Source organism: Priestia aryabhattai B8W22 (assembly GCF_000956595.1).
Taxonomy (GTDB): Bacteria; Bacillota; Bacilli; order Bacillales; family Bacillaceae_H; genus Priestia; species Priestia aryabhattai.
Genome location: NZ_JYOO01000001.1, coordinates 56,691 through 78,754 on the forward strand (window position 1 = coordinate 56,691; position 22,064 = coordinate 78,754).

At 38.4% G+C, this 22,064-nt stretch carries 15 protein-coding genes and 3 pseudogenes; 2 read left to right on the forward strand and 16 right to left on the reverse strand.

All coding sequences use genetic code 11. From position 1 onward, the window contains the following. Positions 1-23: 23 nt before the first annotated feature. From N178_RS00240 to N178_RS00290, 12 genes and pseudogenes are all read right to left on the reverse strand, one after another. Entirely contained in the window at positions 24-1,058 is a 1,035-nt protein-coding gene (locus N178_RS00240; protein WP_045289484.1) for a DUF3231 family protein, read from the reverse strand. A gap of 107 nt (positions 1,059-1,165) precedes the next feature. After that, positions 1,166-2,326, reverse strand: coding sequence for a Ger(x)C family spore germination protein (locus N178_RS00245; protein WP_237758348.1), 1,161 nt, complete (start codon positions 2,324-2,326; stop codon positions 1,166-1,168). Beyond that, a pseudogene (locus tag N178_RS00250) lies at positions 2,326-3,848 on the reverse strand (spore germination protein). Before N178_RS00250 ends, N178_RS00245 begins: the two are co-directional and overlap by 1 nt. Further along, a complete protein-coding gene (locus N178_RS00255) occupies positions 3,835-4,932 on the reverse strand; it encodes an endospore germination permease (RefSeq protein ID WP_045289486.1) in 1,098 nt (365 codons plus the stop codon). The pseudogene N178_RS00250 and the gene N178_RS00255 overlap by 14 nt, the downstream one beginning before the upstream one ends. Positions 4,933-5,126: 194 nt before the next feature. Further along, entirely contained in the window at positions 5,127-5,699 is a 573-nt protein-coding gene (locus tag N178_RS00260) for an HTH-type transcriptional regulator Hpr (protein ID WP_033578720.1), read from the reverse strand. Between the two features lie 231 nt (positions 5,700-5,930). Continuing rightward, the gene (locus tag N178_RS00265; RefSeq protein WP_045289493.1) at positions 5,931-7,145 is read right to left on the reverse strand and encodes a cystathionine gamma-synthase family protein; all 1,215 of its coding nucleotides are present in this window, start codon (positions 7,143-7,145) and stop codon (positions 5,931-5,933) included. 191 nt (positions 7,146-7,336) lie between these two features. Then, positions 7,337-7,474, reverse strand: a complete 138-nt coding sequence (locus tag N178_RS26835; RefSeq protein ID WP_169746644.1) for a hypothetical protein — start codon at positions 7,472-7,474, stop codon at positions 7,337-7,339. Between the two features lie 134 nt (positions 7,475-7,608). Beyond that, positions 7,609-9,486 (reverse strand): sigma-54-dependent Fis family transcriptional regulator, encoded by a 1,878-nt coding sequence (locus tag N178_RS00270; protein ID WP_045289495.1) that lies wholly within the window; start codon positions 9,484-9,486, stop codon positions 7,609-7,611. Between the two features lie 263 nt (positions 9,487-9,749). Then, positions 9,750-11,129: a dihydrolipoyl dehydrogenase gene (gene lpdA, locus N178_RS00275; RefSeq protein WP_045289498.1), complete on the reverse strand. Its 1,380-nt coding sequence runs from the start codon at positions 11,127-11,129 to the stop codon at positions 9,750-9,752. Positions 11,130-11,145: 16 nt separating this feature from the next. Beyond that, entirely contained in the window at positions 11,146-12,372 is a 1,227-nt protein-coding gene (locus tag N178_RS00280) for a dihydrolipoamide acetyltransferase family protein (RefSeq protein ID WP_045289500.1), read from the reverse strand. A 25-nt stretch (positions 12,373-12,397) separates the two neighbouring features. Beyond that, a complete protein-coding gene (locus tag N178_RS00285; protein WP_013082775.1) occupies positions 12,398-13,432 on the reverse strand; it encodes an alpha-ketoacid dehydrogenase subunit beta in 1,035 nt (344 codons plus the stop codon). 18 nt (positions 13,433-13,450) lie between these two features. Further along, positions 13,451-14,443, reverse strand: coding sequence for a thiamine pyrophosphate-dependent dehydrogenase E1 component subunit alpha (locus tag N178_RS00290; protein WP_045289503.1), 993 nt, complete (start codon positions 14,441-14,443; stop codon positions 13,451-13,453). Positions 14,444-14,916: 473 nt separating this feature from the next. On the opposite strand from N178_RS00290, the pseudogene N178_RS00295 reads away from it, so the two are divergent. Further along, a pseudogene (locus tag N178_RS00295) lies at positions 14,917-16,252 on the forward strand (ArsB/NhaD family transporter). A 79-nt stretch (positions 16,253-16,331) separates the two neighbouring features. Here the strand turns inward: N178_RS00295 and N178_RS00300 are convergent. The 3 genes and pseudogenes from N178_RS00300 to N178_RS00310 form a co-directional block, all read right to left on the reverse strand. Continuing rightward, entirely contained in the window at positions 16,332-17,708 is a 1,377-nt protein-coding gene (locus N178_RS00300; RefSeq protein WP_045289505.1) for an NCS2 family permease, read from the reverse strand. Between the two features lie 255 nt (positions 17,709-17,963). Then, on the reverse strand, positions 17,964-18,290 hold the full coding sequence (locus N178_RS00305) for a Na-translocating system protein MpsC family protein (protein WP_013082771.1): 327 nt from the start codon (positions 18,288-18,290) through the stop codon (positions 17,964-17,966). 36 nt (positions 18,291-18,326) lie between these two features. Beyond that, positions 18,327-19,762 (reverse strand): annotated as a pseudogene (locus N178_RS00310) (FAD/NAD(P)-binding protein). Between the two features lie 390 nt (positions 19,763-20,152). On the opposite strand from N178_RS00310, the gene N178_RS00315 reads away from it, so the two are divergent. Then, positions 20,153-21,055: a COX15/CtaA family protein gene (locus N178_RS00315; RefSeq protein ID WP_045289507.1), complete on the forward strand. Its 903-nt coding sequence runs from the start codon at positions 20,153-20,155 to the stop codon at positions 21,053-21,055. 56 nt (positions 21,056-21,111) lie between these two features. Here the strand turns inward: N178_RS00315 and N178_RS00320 are convergent, their stop codons facing one another. Continuing rightward, the gene (locus N178_RS00320) at positions 21,112-21,996 is read right to left on the reverse strand and encodes an SDR family oxidoreductase (protein WP_016763765.1); all 885 of its coding nucleotides are present in this window, start codon (positions 21,994-21,996) and stop codon (positions 21,112-21,114) included. Positions 21,997-22,064: the final 68 nt, after the last annotated feature.

The following is a 22,064-nucleotide window of genomic DNA, read 5'->3' on the forward strand; positions in this document are numbered from 1 at the left end:
TTGTTTTATGACGCGTTGAGTAACTAGTTGGAGTTTAAATGATTTCTATCTACGGCTGCCGGTGGTGTTTCCATCCAGCCGTTTTCCATCATAATATCCGCTGCATCTTTTACAAACCTCGAGATATTTGTCATTGATTTTCCATATAACAGCGCCAAATCATGTCTTCCATTGACGGCTACCGAATTTCCAAAAGCCCTCATTTTCATTGAGAACATATCCATTTTGTGAAACAGCATTAATTTATCGGAAAACGGTGAAAAAGTCGAAGTAGTAATTAAATGATCAAGAAAAGATGGCGCTGGTAAATTATCTAGATGAAGCTTTTCAACATAGCGTTCTACCGCTTTATTTGTCAGATCTTCGCCTTTTACAAATAATGCACGAATTTTTTCACTTTTAACAACTTGACTAAATGCCAAAATTAAGGCTTTGCTTGTCACATTATTCTCGATGTTATCATACAGATGAGCAATTTCTAATGCGTGCAAAGGTCGAACATCTCCTATAAACCCGCTTAAATAATGAGTAGTAGCGATGTTCACTTTTTCTGGTGCGGGAATAATTGGCGGCTTAATAATAAATCCTTTATCCATTAAGATTGCCTTTATTTGCTCCATCAATTCCATTGTTGCTTTCATACAATACGTTAAAAGTGTCTTTACATCTTCTCTATACATTAGCGGCAGTGCAATACTGTAAATGCTTAAACCCGCTTTAGCAGCATATTTTAAATAATGCACGTAAAATTCATCTTCAAACAGCTTTGGAGCACCTAGGTTCACGTCTTCTTGCGTAAATCCATACGGAATTGGCACATTCTCTTTTGTGAAAATGTCTTTTACGTTACTTTGAAATTCTTCCGTTAAACCTTTTGCATGTTGTAACAGCTTTTTTATATCCGGATCTTCAACGTGTTCAAGAAAATAACTTAAAATATATGAAGACATACTGTTGCCCATATAGGTTGCCCAAAGTTTACCCATTTCGGGGGCTGTTAATTTCTCTTTCACGCTTGTTTTTTTTGAACCTATTTTAGTTGGTTTGATTGTTTCCATTTATAATCTCCTAATTCGATTTGTTTTTAGGTCGGTCTTTTCTATTTTATCTATTCTTACACTTTTGATTTAACATTATTAGGTGAGAAATGCAGGTTTTCAGTATTTTAATCTATAGTCGGACCTATTCGCTGTTTGTTTCCGTGCTTAACCTGTACGTTGACCTTCACGTGTATTGAGTCTTTTGTTAGAGGAATGGCCCCGTTGCTTTGAACAGCTTTCCATTTACGCAGTTCTTTTTTGTAAAGAACATGAGAAAGCCTGTAAACATCGCTGTTTATACTTAAGCCTTGCGCGTATGTTTCAATAATTTGTTTCTTAATTTTCTGTTCAGCTTCTTTTTTTATAGTTGATAGTTTTTCGTGCTGCGGCATAACTAAAATCGTTGCTTTTGCCCGAACTTTTATATTAAAGGTTAGATTACTACCTTTTAGAACAGGTTCGATCTTTACTTTTTTCTTGTCTACCACAAGATCAATATCGGAATGATCAGGTAGCCTTACCCGTAAACCAGCTCGTACAAATTCATCAGTTATCCATCTAAGCCCTTTGATTTTATTCTCAGAAAAAACTCCTTTTAATTCAGATGATGTAATAACCACTGCTCCGTTTACTTGAATAGCTGTTTCTCTTTTTTGATCCGTTGTTAAATGTTCTTTAGTCTCAACTAAAGGAATGTTTACTTCGTGACTTGGTTCGTTAAGATGGATAATAAGCTCTCTTAAATCAATTGGTGGAATAAATGAGTTTTGCTTAAAAATCACTTTAGGATCGCTCAAGCGAGAAAGAGCGTTAGATACTTCGAACATAGGGGTAGCTAACAACGTTTTTTTCAAAGGGCTTTTTGTAGCATACATCCAGATGTTGTATCTCGTTTCCCGATAACGATCTAAAAAATCCACCGCAGATTTAACAGCGCCATGCTTTAATGCATCGTCCGTTAAAACAAGGAAAGCTAAGTGCCCAAAAAAGATTCTGCGCTGGGAAATTTGATAATACCTAAAAATAGCTTCATCAATGGTTTTTCCTGTTGCATAGCCAACTTCTACTTTGACTTGACCAGCGCCAGCACCGCTTGCCTCGGATTTTGCCAATAAACTTAAATTGATTGTCTGCAGGTAGAGAACGTAACGATTATCTTTAAAATCTACCCCCATTCCCTGTGCGTATACCATTTGTTCCGGTTCATTCGTATCCCAGCACCCCGAAAGAAACAATAAAAAAGAGCTCATAAAAAGTATAAGTAAGTTCCTTATGGTTCTTTTCACTAACTTCCTCCTTCTTCGCGGGTGGAATCGCTTGGGTTAAGCATACTAGCTCTTGTAGCTTTTTTACTTTCGGGCAGGCGGAAGAGAGATTTTAAAATGTTTTTCGCGTCTAGTCGGGTTGCTAATTCGAAATATGGCACACCAAATGTACGAATGTTTGTAATATAGATCATGACTAAAAAGATGGAAATAAAAAACCCAAAAAACCTAAAATGCTGACACAGATAATACTAAAAAAGCGGATCAGTGAAATGGTTCCTATAAGGGACTGATTTGCTAGTGTAAACGTAGCAATCGTAGAGCCTGCAATAACAACAAGCATGGCAGGACTTGTTAAACCGGCTCTAATGGCTGCATCACCGATAATAAGCCCTCCGATTACACTGAGTGTCTGCCCGACAGAAGTCGGGAGTCTAAATCCTGCCTCTCGAAACAATTCAAATAAAAGAAGCATTAATATGGCCTCAAGAGAGGTAGGAAACGGGACACCTCTTCTTGCTTCAACAACCGTAGCTAATAGGCTGAGCGGAAGCTGATTTTGATGAAAAGCCGTCATTGCAACCCAAAAACCGGGCAAAAAAGCAGCGATAGAAAGCCCGAAGATTCGAAGAACACGCTCAAAAGAGCTGTATAAATATGTATTTTCTTTATCCTCAGATCCTTTTAATAAGTAAAAAAGGTTAATGGGTGTAACATACGCATATGAAGTTCCATCAATTAATATAATGAACCGGCCATTTAACAGAGATTGAACCGCAAAATCAGGTCTCCCTGTATAAGCGTGGCGAGGAAAAAAACTATACGGATTTTTATTAATGAGCTCTTCTAGCTGTGTTCCGCTGAAAATACCGTCTATATCAATATTCGCTAACTTCTCCATAATTTCGTCAAGTATCTTCTTGTCCGCTACGTCTTCCATGTATAAAATGCTTACTTTTGTTTTTGTTCGTTTTCCAATTTCTAAAGATTTTGTTAACAAGGAAACCGATTTAAGACGCTTGCGAATTAAAGCAATATTCACAGGTAAGTCTTCAATAAAATTATCTCTAGGTCCCAATATGGTTACTTCATTTTTCGTTTCTTCTGGACTTCTTTGAGGACGGTCAGAAATATCGATAGACACAACAGCGTGTGGTAATCCAAAATCAATGAATAATTTCCCGGAAAAAATTTCTGAAACTGCCTGTTCTTCATTTTGAACGATAGAAACTGAGGGAAGGTTTAATAATTTTATGATCTTGTCTCCTTCTACTTCCCCCTCTAGCTTAGCGCAGCATTCCTCTAATCTTTTAGGGATCATTCCATATAGCATTTCCGTACTCACTAAACCGGTACAATAAATCATAAGCACTCGTTTGTTATAAAAATAAACGGTCTCGAAGTTAATATCGCCGCATTTTCCAAATAAATCTCTTAACGTACGCTCATTGATGATCTGAGAACGAGAAGAACTTTCTTTTAAAAGACTTTCGCTCTCTTGTTTTTTAGAGCTGTAGTCTTTTTGCTTCTTAAAAAATTCCACTTTTATCCCTCCTTGTTTTATGAGAAATTAGAAAGACTATGACTACTAAGAAAAGAGAAAAAGCAACAAACAGCCAGAAAGTAGCCGGTATGATTGTAAAAAATAAAAGATTTGAAAAAGTAAAGTCTGTTATAGGAGCCAGCGTGCATACAGTGATAACCACTAAAATGAGTAAAAGAAACCTTTTGTGGCCTTTTTGAAATGGAACTAATTCTTTCATAATAAAAAGAAAGGTCGAAATGCGGATGAAGGTACCCGACAGCCACTGATAAATAGATAAAAAGTCAATATGCTCTATAAACTTTCCAAGTGATGCAATTCCCCATTCTTCATAGGGAGGGAAACGTTGCTTAGAGGCTTCTACAGGACCAAATTCAGTAATTGCCCCAATAAGAGGCCCAATTGTAAGGCCCGTTAAGAGAATTCCTGCCACCGCTAAATGCTTATAGCGTATAGGCTGCGGTACTTTGTGCTGCAAAAAAAGCAGCAGCAGCAGCTCTACCATCCCTGATCCTTGAAATACAATACTTTTAATAACCGGAAAATAGCCATTTTCTAAAACAGGCTGCAATAAAGAATAATCTTTAAATTGAAAGTTTGTAAAAGAAACAAAAAAACCTAATAGTACAATAAAAAATAAAAGAAACACGTTTACAATACTAATCGTTCTCATGCTCGTAGCGGCAAGTAAGCAACAGGTAAAACCAAATAATAAAACGAGTATAATTAAAGGTGTTCGCTGAAGAAAAATAATATTGATCCACGTAATCGTCTCTCGTAAGGTGGCAATTTCCATAATGGTCAAATAAGCGATTATAAGAAAAATAACAACGTTGGTAAATGACTTATTCATATGTTTTTTCATCCATTGAAAAAGATGTTCGCCGTTTGTTTTTTTATTTACATATACAAGTAAAGGAACCCATATGAGTGTTAAAAGACAAGTAAGAAGAACAGTGACCCAAGCATCGCGCCCTGCCGTTTTAATTAATGGAGATATAAGCATCACATGAGTTTTTAAGCCAATAAACGTCATCGAAAGAAGGATCAGCTGAAAAACAGAAATTGAGTCTGACTTATTCATGGTAACCACTCCTTCTCTCTGATAAATTTACTACTGGTAGCTTATCCTAAATTTCTCATAATATAATGGAGAATCATTATTCACAAAATAAAAAAGAGCTGTTTTATACGTGAAGTTTCTCACGGATAAAACAGCTCGGTCTGTTATTCACTTATTTTCACGAAGCCCTATTCTCTGCCCATTATTCAGCGCGTTCAATTACTAGTTAGCTGGACTTCTTTCTTATCTTCATTTTCTTCTATTCCCGCTTCTTCTATATTCACAAAAGGTTGATCAGCAACGGTCACTAGGTCGCCGCCGCAAACGTGACGAACAACGGTTACGAGCTCTGGAAAATCGGGAAATTTTCCGTATAAAGTTTTTAAAGGAAGTGCGCCTTTGCACACCTTACTGTTATGTGGTTCATATCCTTTGAGCGTGTCAAGCAATAATTGTTCTCCCTTTTCAGTCAGTTTGATGTAGGTATTTCTTTTATCATTTTCCCTTTTGGATAAATGAAGGCATCCTTGATTTTCTAATTTTTTCGAAAAATTAAATGCTGTAGAGATATGCATAGCGCCTAAGTTAGCTAACTCTGACATAGAGATTTCTCCCGTGCTGCTAGCCAAACATAAAATATGATGCTCATTTACATTCAGACCATAAGGTTTCACCCATTGCTCCCAATCATCTTCTGCAGCTCGCCAGATGGCTTTACTTACCTGCATTAATTTAAATCCAAACAATGATGCATCTTTTATTGTGTATTCATTTTCTTGTTTCGACATACTATCATTCCTTATTTGTAGGCTATTGTAAGTTAGTTTATTTTTAAAGCGTGTAAAAACATTTTTATTTCATCTAATTTATCAGTATACCTACAAAATCAGACGAAAAAATACACGTGCAGTTTAATTTCTCAGCTTTATTCCACAATATCTCTGCAATTTTGAAGAAACGTCTACCAACTAAAAAGAGTTGCTTACCTTATTTTTATTTAAAAAGTAATACATGTCTTTTTAATTACTAATAGGTGATGCAGATTCTAAGTGAGCAAATGCTTGTTCTAAGTCTGCAATTAAATCTTCCGTATCTTCAATTCCTACAGATATGCGAACCAGTCCTTCGGATATTCCAAGAGCTTTACGTTCTTCAAGCGTACATTCTACGTGACTAGTCGTTCTTGCCGGACCGTAAATCGTTTCAACTGCTCCTAAATTACCGGCTTTATTTGCATACGTTAACTTTGGCAGCAAAATTTTAATAGCTTCCATTTCTCCTTTTAACACAAAGCTTAATATTCCACCAAAGCCTTTCATTTGTTTTTTGGCAATATGATGATGAGGGTGTGTTTCCAATCCAGGATAATAGACGGCTTCAACAGCTTCTTTCTTTTGAAGAAATTTAGCAATTTCCAAAGCGCTTCGTTCTTGTTGACGTATACGTAATTTTAACGTCTTCATTCCTCTTAAAATAAGATACGCTGACATGGGGTCCATGGTCGCGCCATTGATTTCACGGTAGTGATACACATGCTGCATTAATTCTTTAGAGCCGCATACTACTCCTCCTAAGGCATCCGCATGTCCGCTTAAAAATTTTGTGGCACTGTGAATGACAAGATCTACTCCTAATTGAAGAGGGTTTTGGTTAATTGGTGTCGCAAACGTATTATCAATAATGACCACTGCCCCTACCGATTTTCCTGCTTTCGCTATTCTTTCAATATCAATAATTTTCATCGTAGGATTTGTAGGAGATTCTAAATACAGCACTTTACATCCTTTATTTACTTCCGCTTCAATTTCTTCATGATTTCCCGTATTACATAAGGTTACATCCACTCCAATGTTAGGAAGAAACTCAGTGAAGATTTTGTTTGTTCCCCCATATGTATCTTTTACCGATACGACTCGGTCTCCGGGTTTTAAAAACGTGTATAATGTGCTGCTAATAGCCGCCATTCCGGAGGAGAATGCGACCGCTTCTTCTGCTTCTTCGAGTATCCTTACTTTTTCTTCAAAAGCTTTAACCGTAGGATTGCTCATGCGATTATACGTATAGCCTGGTTTGTTTCCTAACGCAACTTCTTGCCATTCGTCTACATCATCATAATTATAAGCTACGCTGAAGACGACGGGAACTTGAGTGGCATTATAAGCAAGCGATTCTTTTTCTCCTGCCCATACCGCTTTTGTTCCGTCTTGTACATTTCTAAACTGTTTGTCTGTCATTCACTCATCACCTCTGGTTTTGTTAATTAGATATTGATTAGATTATATATTGTATACAATATACTGTATATAGTACAGAATAATCTGATAATAAAATATACGTACATTCCTCATTAAATTTAAAAAAATTGAGATATAACGAAATCAATTCAATCTAAAGACGAACAAATAGGATACATGAGCTGAACTGCTTATGACACGGCAGTTGATTTCCGTGCAAGACTTCGCTTTCCGCGGGCGGGCGCTGAGCCTCCTCGTCGCATATGCTCCTGCGGGATCTTACCTGTTCCGCTGTTCCCGCAGGAGTCTTCGTCTTGCCCTCCAATCAACTGCTAGAAGAACTTAAACAAATCGAACCTACGCTTACCATAACAAAAAAAACGAACCACTAATCAAAAATCTTGATCAATCAATGGTTCATTTTTTACTTCTTCTAAATTTAAAACAGTTAAAAACTCTCAGCTTACAAATTGAATTTTTTTAATCTGTTATAAAATGTACTTCGTGGTATATCTAACAGCTTAGCGGCCAGTGACACATTTCCCTGAGTTTTGCGTAAAGCATCCATCATTAAGTCTTTTTGAACTTTTTCACGAAATGTGAGTGCGGGTAAGGACGTAAAATCGTTTTCTTGTATTTCTTGTGAAGTATCAGAGTGACAAAGGTTCCTCTGACCACCGAAGTTTAAAGAACCCAAATAATTCAATATTGTCTCTTTTTTTGTGTCGGTGTTTAGCGAAATCTTCAAGCGCTCAAGTACATTAAATAATTCTCGAATGTTTCCGGGCCACTGGTAATCTATCAATTTATCCACTAATTCCTTGGGGAAATTCATATTCCAATCATTCGTTTGACAAAAGTACCGCATAAGATGCGGAATATCTTCTTTTCTTTCCCGTAAAGGCGGAAGATGCACGGGGTACACGTGAAGCCGGTAGTATAAATCTTCTCGAAACTTCCCTTCATTGACAAGTTGGCGAAGATCTCGATGAGTAGCGGTAATAATCCGGATGTCTACCGGAATTTCCTGATTGCTTCCCACAGGCGTGACCTTGCGCTCTTGCAATACTCTTAACAAAGAAACTTGCATAGAATGAGGAAGTTCACCTATTTCATCAAGGAAAATCGTACCATGATTAGCCTGTTCAAACTTCCCTTGATATCCTTGACGCCGCGCTCCTGTAAAGGCTCCTTCCGCATAGCCAAATAATTCACTTTCCATAAGTTCCTTCGGAATGGCACCACAATTAAGAGCAATAAAAGGTCCGTTTTTACGCGAACTGTTTTCATGAATCGTTCTCGCCACTACTTCTTTTCCAGTGCCTGTTTCCCCTAAAATATAGACCGTTGTATCCGTAGGAGCCGCATGCTTTATTTCTTCTAGTGTTCGCTGAAAGGATCGGCTTATGCCTGCTTCTCCTTTAAAACAAAATGATTGAGCAGAGATCTGTTTAGTTGTTTGGTTATGAATCGTTTCTTCTGATAAGTAAACAATCTTTCCAATAGAATGACCGTGTCTTTTTGAAATTACAGGCACTTCCATCACTATACGAAATCCCTGTTGTACAATCGTATTCAACTTTTGGCCTGACCATTTAGGTATACATTCCCGAACGGTCTTACTTGCTCCTACAATCATTTCTTTGTAATTGCAAAGCAGCAAGAGCTGCTTGCTATCGACAAAATTCATAGAAGCATGAACCACCTCAATTTCGTCTTTGTGCATTCGAATGCTTAACTCCCGTTCGATTGTATACGCAATGGACGTAACCATTCCAAGCATATAAGGATGAGCTCTGTTTACGGGACAAGAAATATTAATAACCCCAATTAAATTTCCGTCGTCATTTCGAACAGGCGCCGCCGAACAGCTCCATTGATGCGAAGCAATCGAATAATGTTCTGTACCTGTTATCATAATGGGTTCTTCCGTTTGCAGAGCCGTACCGATTGCATTTGTTCCTACTTCTTTCTCTGTCCAACAAGCACCTTCCACAAAATTAATTTTTCTTGCTTCATTCAGTGTAAGTCTATTTCCTGTAATAGATAAAATATAGCCTTCTGGGTCAATTAATAGAGCAACCATTCCTAAATCTGCCGCTGATTGTCTTATTCTTTCTAAGTGCGGCAAAGCCGTTTCGAGAAATAAAGAATTCATTTGTTTTCGAGAATGAAAATCTTCGTTTCTTAAAATCGATCTGCCTTTATCTAGGTAAGGGTTAACATCTGCGCTTTTACAACGATGCCATGATTTTACAATAATGTCGTTTAACCTTGACGATTCAAGTGCCCCTTCGTTTACAAAACGTTTCCATGTGTTTAAAGAAAGTGTAGATTCCATTTCTTACCTCTCCCCTATAAACTTGATTGAATATAGTAAATCAAGGCTTGTTACTATTATTATAAATCACAAAGAAAACGTTATCATTATCAAAGATAGATTCTTAAGCTCACGTTATGTAAAAATTAATAGAAAAACTAGACGAGGATGCAGGAAAATCCCTATACCTCTACCATGATTCCTTCATCCTCTAGTTTACTTTTTAAATCATTCATTTTTACTTTTCATCCTTAAAGAGCTTAATAACTTGAGCACTTGTATAATCATGAGTGAACGGCCTGACCCGTTGAATGCAAAAGAGCTTCATGAATTGCTTCGGATAATGTAGGATGAGCAGCGATAAAGTCTTCCATTACATCCGTGGTCAACTCTCCGTGCAGCATGATGGTTCCTTGTCCAATTAATTCTGTAGCATGTGCACCTACAATGGAGAGCCCAATAATTTCATTAAACTGCGGTTCTACTATTACCTTCACTTTTCCAACCGGATCATTTGCAATCATCGCTTTGCCGTTTGCCGTAAACGAAAATTCTCCGACGCGAATATCGCCGTATTTTTCTCGGGCCTGTTTTTCTGTCATACCGACACTTGCAATTTCAGGGTGAGTATAGATGCAGCGTGGTACAGCTCGATAATTTACGTTCTTATCTTTTCCACATGCGTGTAAAGCAGCAACTGTGCCTTCATGAAAGGCTACATGAGCAAGCTGAATTCCGCCAACTACATCTCCACAAGCATAGATATTAGGTATATTCGTTTGCATATGCTCATTAACATCAATTCCTTGTTTTGAGAAATGTACGCCAATCTTTTCTAAACCTAAATCTAGCACTCTAGGCTTTCTCCCAATTGAAATTAATGCATAGTCAGATTGCAGTTCGTGTAGCTCTTCTTTATGTTTAAATAGAGCTGTTTTATCTTCTGGCTGCATTTCTGTTAGCGAAGCGGATGTGTAAATCGCTACGCCTTTTTTCTCTAACTCTTCCTGTAACGTAAAGGCGATATCGGCATCTTCACCAGGAAGCAGCTGATCTGCCGCTTCCACAATCGTTACTTTTGTTCCCATTTGACTGTAAATGCTTGCAAATTCACAACCAATTACCCCTCCTCCTACTATTAAAAGAGATGAAGGGATAGCAGACAGTGACATTGCTTGTCCACTGTGAATAATCCACTTTCCATCAAAAGGTGCAAATGGCAGACTAGCAGGTTCTGAACCTGCAGCAATAATAAACTGTTCAGCCTCTATCTCATCTACGTGATTTTCGTTTTGCACGGCTAGGCGATGATTTGTCAAAAAGGAAGCTTCTCCTTTCATGACTTTAATACTGTTCTTTTTCATCAAATAGCCAATTCCCTGCACCAGTTTTTTAACAATGGCTGTTTTATGATGCTGAACCCCACCCCAGTTAATTTTCACTTGTTCCAAAGGAAGAGTGATGCCGAATTGCTCAGCTTGCTTAATTTTCTCATAGGCTTCCGCGCTTGCTAATAATGACTTTGTTGGCATGCAGCCCTCATTTAAACATGTTCCACCTAAATCTTTTTGTTCGATTAACGTAACTTGTTTTCCTTGCCGGGCGGCAGTGATTGCCGCCACATATCCTGCAGGACCGCCGCCAATGACAACTAAAGGTTTCACGGAATGCACCACCTTTCTATAAGAGTAGTAAAATAGGTTGCTCTAAGTATTGTTTAATAGTTCCAAGAAAATTAGCTGCAGGTGCCCCGTCCAGTACGCGATGATCAAACGTCAGGCTTAAAGGCAGCACGTTTCTTCTTTGTAAATCGTCTTCTTTATACATAGGTACATCTTCAGTAGCTCCAACTCCAAGGATTCCTGTTTCAGGCGGATTTAATACAGGTGTAAAATACTCTACTCCGTAAGCACCCAGATTAGTAATAGTGAATGTTGAGCCTTGCATCCTATCAGTGCTCAGTTGACCTTGCCGAGCATCCGCTGCTCGTGTTTTAATCTCTGCAGCTAATTCAACTAACGGCATTTTTTCAGCATGTTGCACAACAGGAACAACTAACCCATTTTCTAAAGCCACGGCCATTCCAAGGTGAACATGATTATAGAGATGAATTTCGTTATCGATATAGGCACTGTTCATTTGCTTGTGTTCTTGAAGTGAAAGAACAACAGCACGAGCAATAAAATCGGTTAGAGATATTTTTACACTATGACGTTGTTGAATCACTTCTTTAATTTCTCGTTGAAGAGACAGCAAATCCGTCACGTCAGCTTTCATATTAATCGTTAATTGAGCACTGTTTAATAAGCTATTATGCATTCGGCCTGCAATGACTTTCCTCATGCCAGCTACTGGAAGCGTTTCTTTTTTTGCAGCTTCATCTATTTCAGCTGGTGGATGACTTGTTTCTGAAGCTTTTTCTGTCAGCACTTTCTCTACATCCGCTTTTGTGATTCTTCCTTTTGGTCCCGTTCCTTTAATCATTTCAATATCAATGTTTTCAGATTCGGCTATTTTCCGTGCAATTGGTGAAATGCGCACAGTTTCTTTGCTCTTCTTTGATGAAGCTGCGTTTGCTGGCGGCTCTTCTAAAGAAATAGTGGCGGCTACCTCGTTTTTGGGAACCTGGAGCTCATTTGCTGAACTGTTTTGCTCAGTAAGCTGCTCGTTTGGCTTTCCAACATAACAGATAATCGTTCCAGGAGGCACCCCTACATCTTCTTGCACAAGAATATCAAGAATCACACCGTCCTGCGGAGCTTCAATTTCCATTTCTATTTTTTCAGAATTAATGCTTGCAATCATATCTCCTTTTGAAACGGAGTCTCCAACTTTTTTATTCCATGTCGAAACGGTTCCTTCTTTCATTGCCATACCTAGTTTTGGCATTACAACCTCTGCAGCCATTTGCTTCCTCCTCCTTTCTCTTTACTTACACGCTTAAAAGCGATTTATCTCCGAGCAACTCCGATACAACTTCAATTACTTTTTGCGGTGTTGGCAGATAAATATCTTCTAATGGAGGTGAAAATGGCACAGGTGTATGTGGCGCTGTAATTCGTTTAATAGGTGCATCAAGCATGTCAAATCCTTTATCAGCAACTAGCGCAGCAATGTCTGTTGCTATGCTGCATCTTGGGTTGGCTTCGTCAATAACAATTAATCGATTCGTTTTTTCTACAGAAGAAAGAATCGTCTCCTCGTCAAAAGGGGATAGACTTCGCGGATCCACTACTTCTACGTCAATTCCTTTGTGAGATAATTGATCTGCTGCTGTAAGTGCAGTATTTACTTGTTTGCCAATCGCTACAATAGTTAAATCCGTTCCTTCGCGTTTCACGTCCGCTTTTCCTAATGGAATCGTATAGTAGCCTTCAGGAACCTCACCTTTCATGTTGTACAATGTTTTGTCTTCAAAAAAGATAACCGGATCATTGTCTTCAATTGCTGCTAATAACAAGCCTTTTGCATCGTAAGGGTTAGAAGGCACCACTACTTTAATGCCAGGAATGCTAGTGAACAAAGCGTACAAGCTCTGAGAATGCTGAGCTGCAGCTCTAAATCCAGCTCCATGAGTCGTTCGAATTGTAACCGGCACTTCTGCTTTTCCTCCGAACATGTATCTAAATTTTGCGCCTTGATTCAGCACTTGGTCCAAGCAGCAGCCAATAAAGTCGTTAAACATTAATTCTGCAACCGGTCTTAACCCTGTGGCTGCGGCTCCCATTGCAGCTCCTATATAAGCTGCTTCTGAAATAGGCGTATCAAGAATTCGTTCACGTCCAAATTCTTGCACAAGCCCTTTCGTAACTCCAAGGACCCCGCCCCACGCTTCATCGTCTTGCAGGTGGTCAATTTCCGCTCCACCGGCTACATCTTCTCCGAGCAGAATCACATTCTCATCTTTTCGCATCGCTAGTTTCATTGCTTCATTGATAGCTTCAGACATACTTAATTTTCTAGTCATCTTCTTTTCCCCCTTTAATTAGTAAGATACATAAACATCTGTTAGTAGTTCGGAAGCATCAGGATAATCGCTTGTTTCTGCTAGCTCAACCGCGCGTTTTACTGCTTTTTCTACATCACCTTCAATATCTCTGAGCTCTTTTTCTGTTACTACTTGTTCTGAAAGCAAATAGTTTTCAAAAAGAGCAATAGCATCTTTTTCCTGGAGATGTTCTTTCTTTTCACTGCCTGATTTATACGTTTGTGCGTCGCCTTCGAAATGCCCGTAATTTCGATACGTTACACATTCAATTAACGTTGGGCCTTCCCCTCTGCGAGCTCGTTGAATAGCTTCTGCAGCTGCTTCATAAACGGCCATTACGTCTTTTCCATCCACTCGTACGCCTGGAATGTTATAAGATGCGGCACGATCTGCAATCGTGCTGCAGCTTGAAGCATAAGAAAAGGGAGTTGCCTCTCCGTAGCCATTATTCTCAGCAACAAAAACAACAGGCAGTTTCCAAATGGCTGCTAAGTTAATTCCTTCATGAAACGTTCCTTCATTGCCCGCTCCGTCTCCAAAAAAGCAAACGCTTACATCTTTTGTCTTTTTATACTTAGCAGTTAAAGCAGAACCGCATGCAAGCGGAAAGCCTCCTCCTACAATTCCATTTGCTCCTAAAATTCCTTTATCTAAATCCGCGATATGCATAGATCCGCCTTTTCCTTTGCCTAACCCGGTTACCTTCCCAAATAGTTCAGCCATCATTCCATCTAAATCGCCGCCTTTAGCAATACAATGACCGTGTCCCCGATGAGTGCTCGTAATACTGTCACTGTCATTAAGATGAGCGCACATTCCAACCGCTACCGCTTCTTCACCTGCATACAGATGAACAAAACCAGGCAGTACCCCTTTTGCAAAAATTTGATGTACTTCATCTTCAAACTTTCGAATTTCTGCCATTTTCTGATACATCCAGCTGGCTTTTTCTTTCGTAAGCTTTTCTGTTTTATTTTGAGCAGTTTTCATTATGGTAAGCCTCCTCATTTGATTTCTAGCCTTCACTTAACTATTCTTGCAAGTACCGTGCCAACATGAAAACCGCTATATCTTAGCAATCCATTGTTTTATTTGCTCTCATAAATTTAGACAAAATTGGACACTGTTCCAACTTTGTCTAAATTTGTCCAATTTTAGAGGAATCAATTATGCAAACTGAATTTAAGGTGCATAATAAGCGTGTGGGTTGAAAATCACATGAATAATTAGCAAGAAAGCTTTTATGTAAATATGATATAATGCTGAAGGAATCGTCTTTATTTTAAAGAACACCAAAGCTTTTAAAGGAGGTTGGTTAAAGGAAAGCGGATTTTATAGAAGTTTCACCGTAAAGTTGGATGTAAATTAAATGATGAAAGATGAGGTGAAAACCTGGAAAACATCCAAAGTTTACGTCATCTACACTTCGCGACGTCTAGATGACATATCACCAGGTTACAGTTATGCACAATGCAATTCAACACATTACAAGTTTTCATGTATACGCAGCCATTATTATATTTATCATTACATATTTTCTGATTATGACTGAAAAGATCAATCGCGCTTCAGCAGCTCTTTTAGGTGCCATATTAATGATTTTGTTAGGCATTGTTGATTTTAATAATGCTATTACCGAACACATTCAGTGGGAAACAATTGTCCTTCTTATGGGTATGATGATTTTAGTCGGCATTACAAATAAAACGGGTGTGTTTCAATACGCAGCCATCAAGTCTGCTAAAATTGCTAAAGGTGATCCGGTTCGAATTCTAGTTATTTTATCGATTTTAACAGGCGTCGGATCAGCTTTTTTAGACAATGTGACAACCGTGTTATTAATCGTTCCCGTTACATTTTCGATTACTACTATCTTAAACATTAACCCTTTTCCGTTTCTTATATCAGAAGTGCTGTTTTCAAATATTGGAGGAACGGCAACTTTAATAGGCGACCCGCCTAATATCATGATTGGGGCAGCGAACCCTCACCTTGATTTTAATGCTTTTTTATTAAATTTAGCTCCTGCAGTACTGATTATCGGTGTTGTTACACTGGGGATTCTTGTTCTTATCTATCGTAAAAAGTTAAAAGTAGAAGATAGTAAAAAGCAAGAGCTAATGAGTTTAAATGAAAAAGATTATATTCAAGATTCTGTTTTAATGAAAAAATCGTTAACTGTATTAGTATTAACGATTCTAGGTTTTACCCTGCATTCTGTTTTGCACATTGATGCGGCTATGGTAGCCATTACAGGTGCTGCTGTACTACTGGTAATTGGATTAAGAACTCATGATGAAGTAGAAAGCGCATTTGATTCTGTTGAATGGACAACGATTATTTTCTTTGTCAGGTTTGTTTGTTCTTGTCGGAGGCTTAATTGATGTAGGCATTATTAAAAAGCTGGCTGCTGGCGCGTTAAACGTTACAGACGGCAATATCGCACTGTCAGCTTATCTGATTTTGTGGATTAGCGGAATTGCTTCAGCTGTTATTGATAACATTCCTTTTGTTGCTACAATGATTCCACTTATTCAAGATATGGCTCATGGAATGGGAATGAGCCCTGATTCTGCTCAAATCAATGTACTATGGTGGTCATTGGCTCTAGGAGCATGTTTGGGAGGAAACGGTACGTTAATTGGAGCATCTGCCAACGTCATTGTAGCTGGCATGGCTGTAAAAAAAGGACATAAATTTTCTTTTATGGATTTTTTGAAAATTGGAGCTCCAATTATGCTTGTATCTCTTTTGATTTCAACGTTATATATCTTTCTTCGCTACCTTTTATTCCTGTAAGGAAAGAGCAATTAAAATTTACATGAACAGTAAAAAGACTTCTCAGCTGAGAAGTCTTTTTTGCTCTAGATATATGCGCTCAAGCAGCCCAAACGAAGTTGATAATAAAAGCGGCGCTAATCATATACATAATCCAGTGGATTTCCTTCGCCCTGCCGGCTAACAATTTAACGAATGTATAAGATAAAAACCCTAGCGCTAAGCCTTCGCCGATACTAAACGTTAACGGCATCAAAATAATGGTACAAAAAGCAGGCACAGCATCTGTTATCTCATCTAAAGGAATGTTTTTGATTTCTGTTAACATAAGAGCACCAACCATAATTAAAATAGGCGCTGTAGCAAAAGAAGGAATAATACTAATTAATGGCGTAAATAAAAGACTCACTAAAAACAATATGGCAACGACCAGTGCTTTAAGGCCCGTTTTGCCTCCTTCTGCAATTCCCGCAGCGTTTTCTACATACGCGTTCATTGCGGTAGATCCCATAGCAGCACTGGCTACAGTCGCAAGAGAATCTGCCATAAGCGCTTTATCTAACCCTTTAATTTCTCCTTTTTCATCCATTAATCCAGCTTTTTTAGATAATCCAATCATTGATCCTAAATTATCGAATAGCTCCACAAGTGTAAATGAAAAAATAATAGAGAAAAGACCGTAATGAAGAGCAGATTTAATATCCATTTGTAAAAAAGTTTCTGACATGTTCGGCATTGAAAACGACACAACGCTGCTGATGCTTTTAGGTGCTTCTACTATGCCCAGCACCATCCCCGTAATTGATATCAGTAAAATACTAATCAGAGCAGCTCCTTTGATTTTTCGAGCAGTTAATACAGTTACTGCGATAAAACCTAATAAAGCAAGTAATGGACCCGGTTTTGTAAGTTGTCCAAGCGCTACTAAATTTTCTTTGTTGCTTACAATAATTCCAGCTTGCTTAAAACCAATAAAAGCAATAAATAGACCGATTCCAACGGAAATAGCACTTTTTAAAATAGCGGGTATCCCTTCAATAATCTTCTTGCGCAAGCCTGTTATCGTTAAAATAAAAAACACAACCCCTGAAATAAATACGGCTCCTAAACCTGTTTGCCACGTTAACCCTTCACCCAATACTACTGTATACGTAAAAAAAGCGTTTAGCCCCATTCCGGGTGCTACTGCAATAGGCATGTTCGCCCACAGTGCAAATAAAAGAGTTGCAAAGACAGTAGCAAAAATCGTTGCCGCAATTGCCGCTTCTTTTGGAATGCCTGCGTCTGCTAAAATCGTCGGATTAACAAAGATAATATAGCTCATCGTCACAAAAGTAGTAATTCCCGCAAGAATTTCTGTTTTGACATCTGTTTTACGTTCGGTTAAATGAAACAGCTTATCTAACCATGAAGGATTAGGTGCTGAGTTTTTTGCTAGTTCCATATGCTGAGCTTCCATTTTTTCATTCATCGCCACTTGCTTTTCACTCCTTTAATGATCGATTGGATTTTTTTAACTAGTTTTTACAGCCCCTTTATCAACAAGTGTATATGTAGCCATTTTTCCACTCCTTTTTTATGAAAATATCTATAAAAAGAGCCGTGAAAACAGAAGGAAATCCTTCTATCTTCACGGCTCTTTGCTTCTGTAAACAGAAGATAAGCATCCGTCTTTTACGTGTTTTGCGAAACAAACGATGTCATCGAACGTTTTGCAATTTATATAGAGAAGTTATTTAAAGCAAATAACTGTACAAGAATTCTCTGTAACAGGATCATAATCTCTAAATAAAGAAGTGACCTCGATATCAAATAAAAGCTCTACTTTTTGCTTTAGCATTTTTTTATATTTAGTCGACAAAGCGGCATCAAGAGACATCACTAATTCTCTATATTCTTCACTGAGGGCTTCTAGTGCCGGCATTCTTTTTGATTGAGCTAGAATCAGAATTTTATTATCAATAATATCTATTTTTTGAGTATTCACGCCTACATTAAAAATCTCTTGGCTAATTTGAGTATACAAAGTAGCTATCTTCTTTTTAGAGATCGGCTCCATATGCTTCACCTTTTTCATTGTTAAAAATGTGTTTTGCTATATTGTTTTTACTTGATTATCGTCCTTTGACCAGCTCCCGATAAATTCAGGCTCATTATAGTCAAAGAAATTGGTTAAATTCTCATGGCGGTTATCAATAAAAAGCTGATTGGCTACTTCTGATACGAGCTTTGGTATCGCATATTTTAGACCTGAGAGAGCGGAAGCGGAAATTCCACAGCTAATTAAAGCGGAATAATTAAAAGCAAAAAGGCCATATACCATTTTTTGGCCTTCCCCATCGCGATTTGAAAAAGCAAAGCCATTACTAAGGTAAGGGTGGGCATCCAATACTGGATTGGCGATTTCATGTGGTGCCTTGTAATGATCGCTCCAGCGGGCGATGTGTTTTTCAACGAGGCGTAATTCTGGACGAAGAGCCGGATCTGTTAGAAGCCCTGTGCTAATAATCAAATAGTCAAATGTAAAGATTCCCTGAGGAGTTGTTACCACTGCTTTGTCCTGTTTTTCTTCGACATCCAGCCACGGTGCATGTACGTGCAAATGAAAACCCGGCCATGAGGAAGCGCGTCCGAATGTATCATTCGTAGGCGGCTGATTGTATTCGAAAAAATGAGCCATCACTTCATATTTTTCAGCATCTGATAAAGCGTGAAAACGTTCAATCATTCCTGAAGCTTCCATTTGTCTGATTGGGTTAATACGCGGAAGTTCTTTTCGGCGAACAAATACATGAGCTTCAGCAACTCCTTTGGAAAGTGCATAGTTGGCGTTGTCAAACGCGGAAGCTCCTCCTCCTAAAACAGCAATTTTTTGTTTTTTAACCCGGTAAAGTCAATGGTTTGGGAAGTGTGAGAATACAGGTGAAGCGGCAATTTTTCAGAAATCATAGGCGGTACATGCCACTCTCCTCCTCCTTGAATTCCTGTAGCTAGTATAACTTTACGTGCCATCAGTGTAGGACATGAAGCTCCATTCCCTTCAATATGCAAGCGATGAATACCTGTTTCCGTCGGCTCAATTAACGTTAATTTTATTTCATTTGCCACAGGAAGGTTAAGAATGCTCCGGTACCAGCGCAAATAATTCATCCAATCTCCTCTTGGAATTTTGTCAAGAGCTTCCCAGCCCTCTGAGCCAAATTGTGCTTCCCACCACGCTTGAAACGTAAGCGAAGGTATACCCAAATCGATAGACGTTAAGTTTTTTGGTGTTCTCAGCGTAATCATTCGTGCATACGTTTCCCATGGACCTTCTAAACCCGAACGGTTTTCATCAATAACAAGAATGTTTGACACGCGTTCCCGCAGTAACCCAAAGGCGGTTCCTAAACCGCTTTGACCTCCTCCAACAATGATTACATCGTATAGGTGTCCGTTTTTAGGGATGATTGGCTGTGCTTCTGTTGGTTTCCTAAAGGAAAGGTAAGAAAGATCTGTTTCTACTCTTTTATTTAAAGCATCTAAGCTCATCGTTATCTCTCCTTTCAATAAAGTTTCTCTGTGCTAAAAAGTTCATTATATATCTAACATAAAATGATAGTTTTTATAACATCATTTGATTTATATTTATATTATCACTTTTGGAATATGATTGTATCTCCATTCTCTCTAAAGTTTTTTTTGCAAATTGTACAAAATCACTAATATAATTTTTTATATCTTATGTATGAAAGCATATTTACATTGTTTAAAAGGAAAAAACCATTAAAAAGTTTAGTAAAGAAAGCTTTTCTGATATCAAATTTAAGGGAAACATGTGCGAGTTTGTGACAGTTATTTGTTAATTACGCTCTACTACTTGACTATCGTATTCATCAAATCTATAGTCATAATTAGTAACTCAACAAAGGGAGTCAACGTATGAGAAATTTATTTAAAATAACAGCTATATTTACAACGATTGTTATGTTTATTTTAATGATTGCCGGCAGTCTGGTCACAACTACAGGATCTGGATTAGGGTGCGGAAACGAGTGGCCATTGTGTAACGGGCAGTTAATACCCGAATACGCAGTAGCAACAATGATTGAATATACGCATCGTTTGATTACCGCATTTGCAGGTCTTCTTGTTTTAGCATTTTCTATTTGGGCTTGGATTCGTTATCGCAGAAACCGTGAAGTGAAAATTTTAGCGATTATGAGTATTGCATTTATCGTTATCGAGTCATTGCTCGGGGCTTCTGCAGTTATCTGGCCTCAGTCAGCTGAGGCGCTAGCACTGCATTTCGGTCTTTCGCTTATTGCGTTTACCGGTGTATTTTTACTTTCAATATTTGTTATTCAAAAGGACCGTTCGGACCATTTTATTAAAGGAGCGGTTACAGGCAAATTTAGATGGCTCGCATGGTTTACGCTTATATTTACCTACTGCGATATTTATTTAGGTGCATATGTGCGTCACAAAGGTGCAAGCTTAGCGTGTATAAGCTTTCCTGCTTGTTACGGCAATACTCTTATTCCAAAGCTTTCAGGAACAACGGGCATTCATTTTGCCCACCGATTTGCTGCTCTTGTGCTGTTTGTTCTTATCATTTGGATTATGGTATCTGCCATCAAGCAGTATAAAGAAACTCGCCGTGATATTTACTACGCGTCCATCATTGCGTTTGCTTTAACCATTGCTCAAATATTTAGCGGTATATTTGTTGTCATGTCTCGTTTAAATGTCTTTGCTACACTGTCTCACTCGGCATTTATTACAGCGTTATTCGCTACGCTTAGCTACATTTGTGTACAGACTTTAAAAGGAAGAAGACATTAAAACAGAAATAACTCAAAAAACACGTGCAGTTCATAACTGCACGTGTTTTTTTTGAGTTAAGCTAGTTCTATTCCGCCTGTAATTCCGTAAACTTGAGCTGTTACATAGCTTGCATCCGTTGAAGCTAAAAATACGTATACATTTGCTAACTCTACCGGCTGACCAGCACGCTGTAGAGGTGTATCTTGTCCAAAGCCTGGAATAGCATCGCTTGGCTGCCCTCCAGAAATTTGCAGCGGCGTCCAGATAGGTCCTGGAGCAACTGAGTTGACGCGAATACCTTTTGGAGCTAGTTGCTTGGCTAGTCCGCGAGTGAATCCGTTAATGGCAAACTTTGTAGCTGCATAATCTAATAGATTAGGACTTGGGCTATAGCCTTGTACAGAACTTGTGGTAATAATCGAAGCACCTGCTGGTAAATAAGGCAGCGCTGCTTTTACGGTCCAATATAAAGAGAATACATTTACTTCAAAGGTTTTGCGCAGCTGGTCCGTTTCTAAATCAGCAAGATCTTCTACTGCCTGCTGTTTACCTGCTACGAGTGCTAAAACGTCTAATCCATCTAATTCTTTATAAGCTTTTTCTACTAGCTCCTTGCAAAAAGATTCTTCGCCTACATCACCAGGTATGAGTACTGCTTTTCTTCCTTCTGCTTCAATAAGCTTTTTTACTTCTTCTGCATCAGCTTGCTCTTGCGGCAAGTAATTAAGCGCAACGTCCGCTCCTTCTCTTGCGTAAGCGATAGCTGCTGCTCGGCCAATACCTGAATCTCCACCTGTCACAAGAGCTTTTCTGCCTTTTAATTTACCTGCACCTATGTAACTGTTCTCCCCGCAGTCTGGGATGACGTTCATTTCTTTTTGTACACCAGGCGGTTCTTGATACTGCTTTGGATAGTCTTCATGGAAATATTGAGTTAATGGATTATTTAACTTTGACATATTCCTCACTCCTTTATAAATCAACCTTAACCAACTAAGGAAAAGTTTTCTATATGCTTGTTCTTCCC

Bases quoted from the DNA above. Each gene is read 5' to 3' on its own strand.
- N178_RS00240 (WP_045289484.1), bottom strand. From the start codon at position 1,058: ATGGAAACAATCAAACCAACTAAAATAGGTTCAAAAAAAACAAGCGTG.
- N178_RS00255 (WP_045289486.1), bottom strand. From the start codon at position 4,932: ATGAATAAGTCAGACTCAATTTCTGTTTTTCAGCTGATCCTTCTTTCG.
- N178_RS00260 (WP_033578720.1), bottom strand. From the start codon at position 5,699: ATGTCGAAACAAGAAAATGAATACACAATAAAAGATGCATCATTGTTT.
- N178_RS00265 (WP_045289493.1), bottom strand. From the start codon at position 7,145: ATGACAGACAAACAGTTTAGAAATGTACAAGACGGAACAAAAGCGGTA.
- N178_RS00270 (WP_045289495.1), bottom strand. From the start codon at position 9,486: ATGGAATCTACACTTTCTTTAAACACATGGAAACGTTTTGTAAACGAA.
- N178_RS00280 (WP_045289500.1), bottom strand. From the start codon at position 12,372: ATGGCTGCAGAGGTTGTAATGCCAAAACTAGGTATGGCAATGAAAGAA.
- N178_RS00285 (WP_013082775.1), bottom strand. From the start codon at position 13,432: ATGACTAGAAAATTAAGTATGTCTGAAGCTATCAATGAAGCAATGAAA.
- N178_RS00290 (WP_045289503.1), bottom strand. From the start codon at position 14,443: ATGAAAACTGCTCAAAATAAAACAGAAAAGCTTACGAAAGAAAAAGCC.
- N178_RS00305 (WP_013082771.1), bottom strand. From the start codon at position 18,290: ATGGAGCCGATCTCTAAAAAGAAGATAGCTACTTTGTATACTCAAATT.
- N178_RS00315 (WP_045289507.1), top strand. From the start codon at position 20,153: ATGAGAAATTTATTTAAAATAACAGCTATATTTACAACGATTGTTATG.
- N178_RS00320 (WP_016763765.1), bottom strand. From the start codon at position 21,996: ATGTCAAAGTTAAATAATCCATTAACTCAATATTTCCATGAAGACTAT.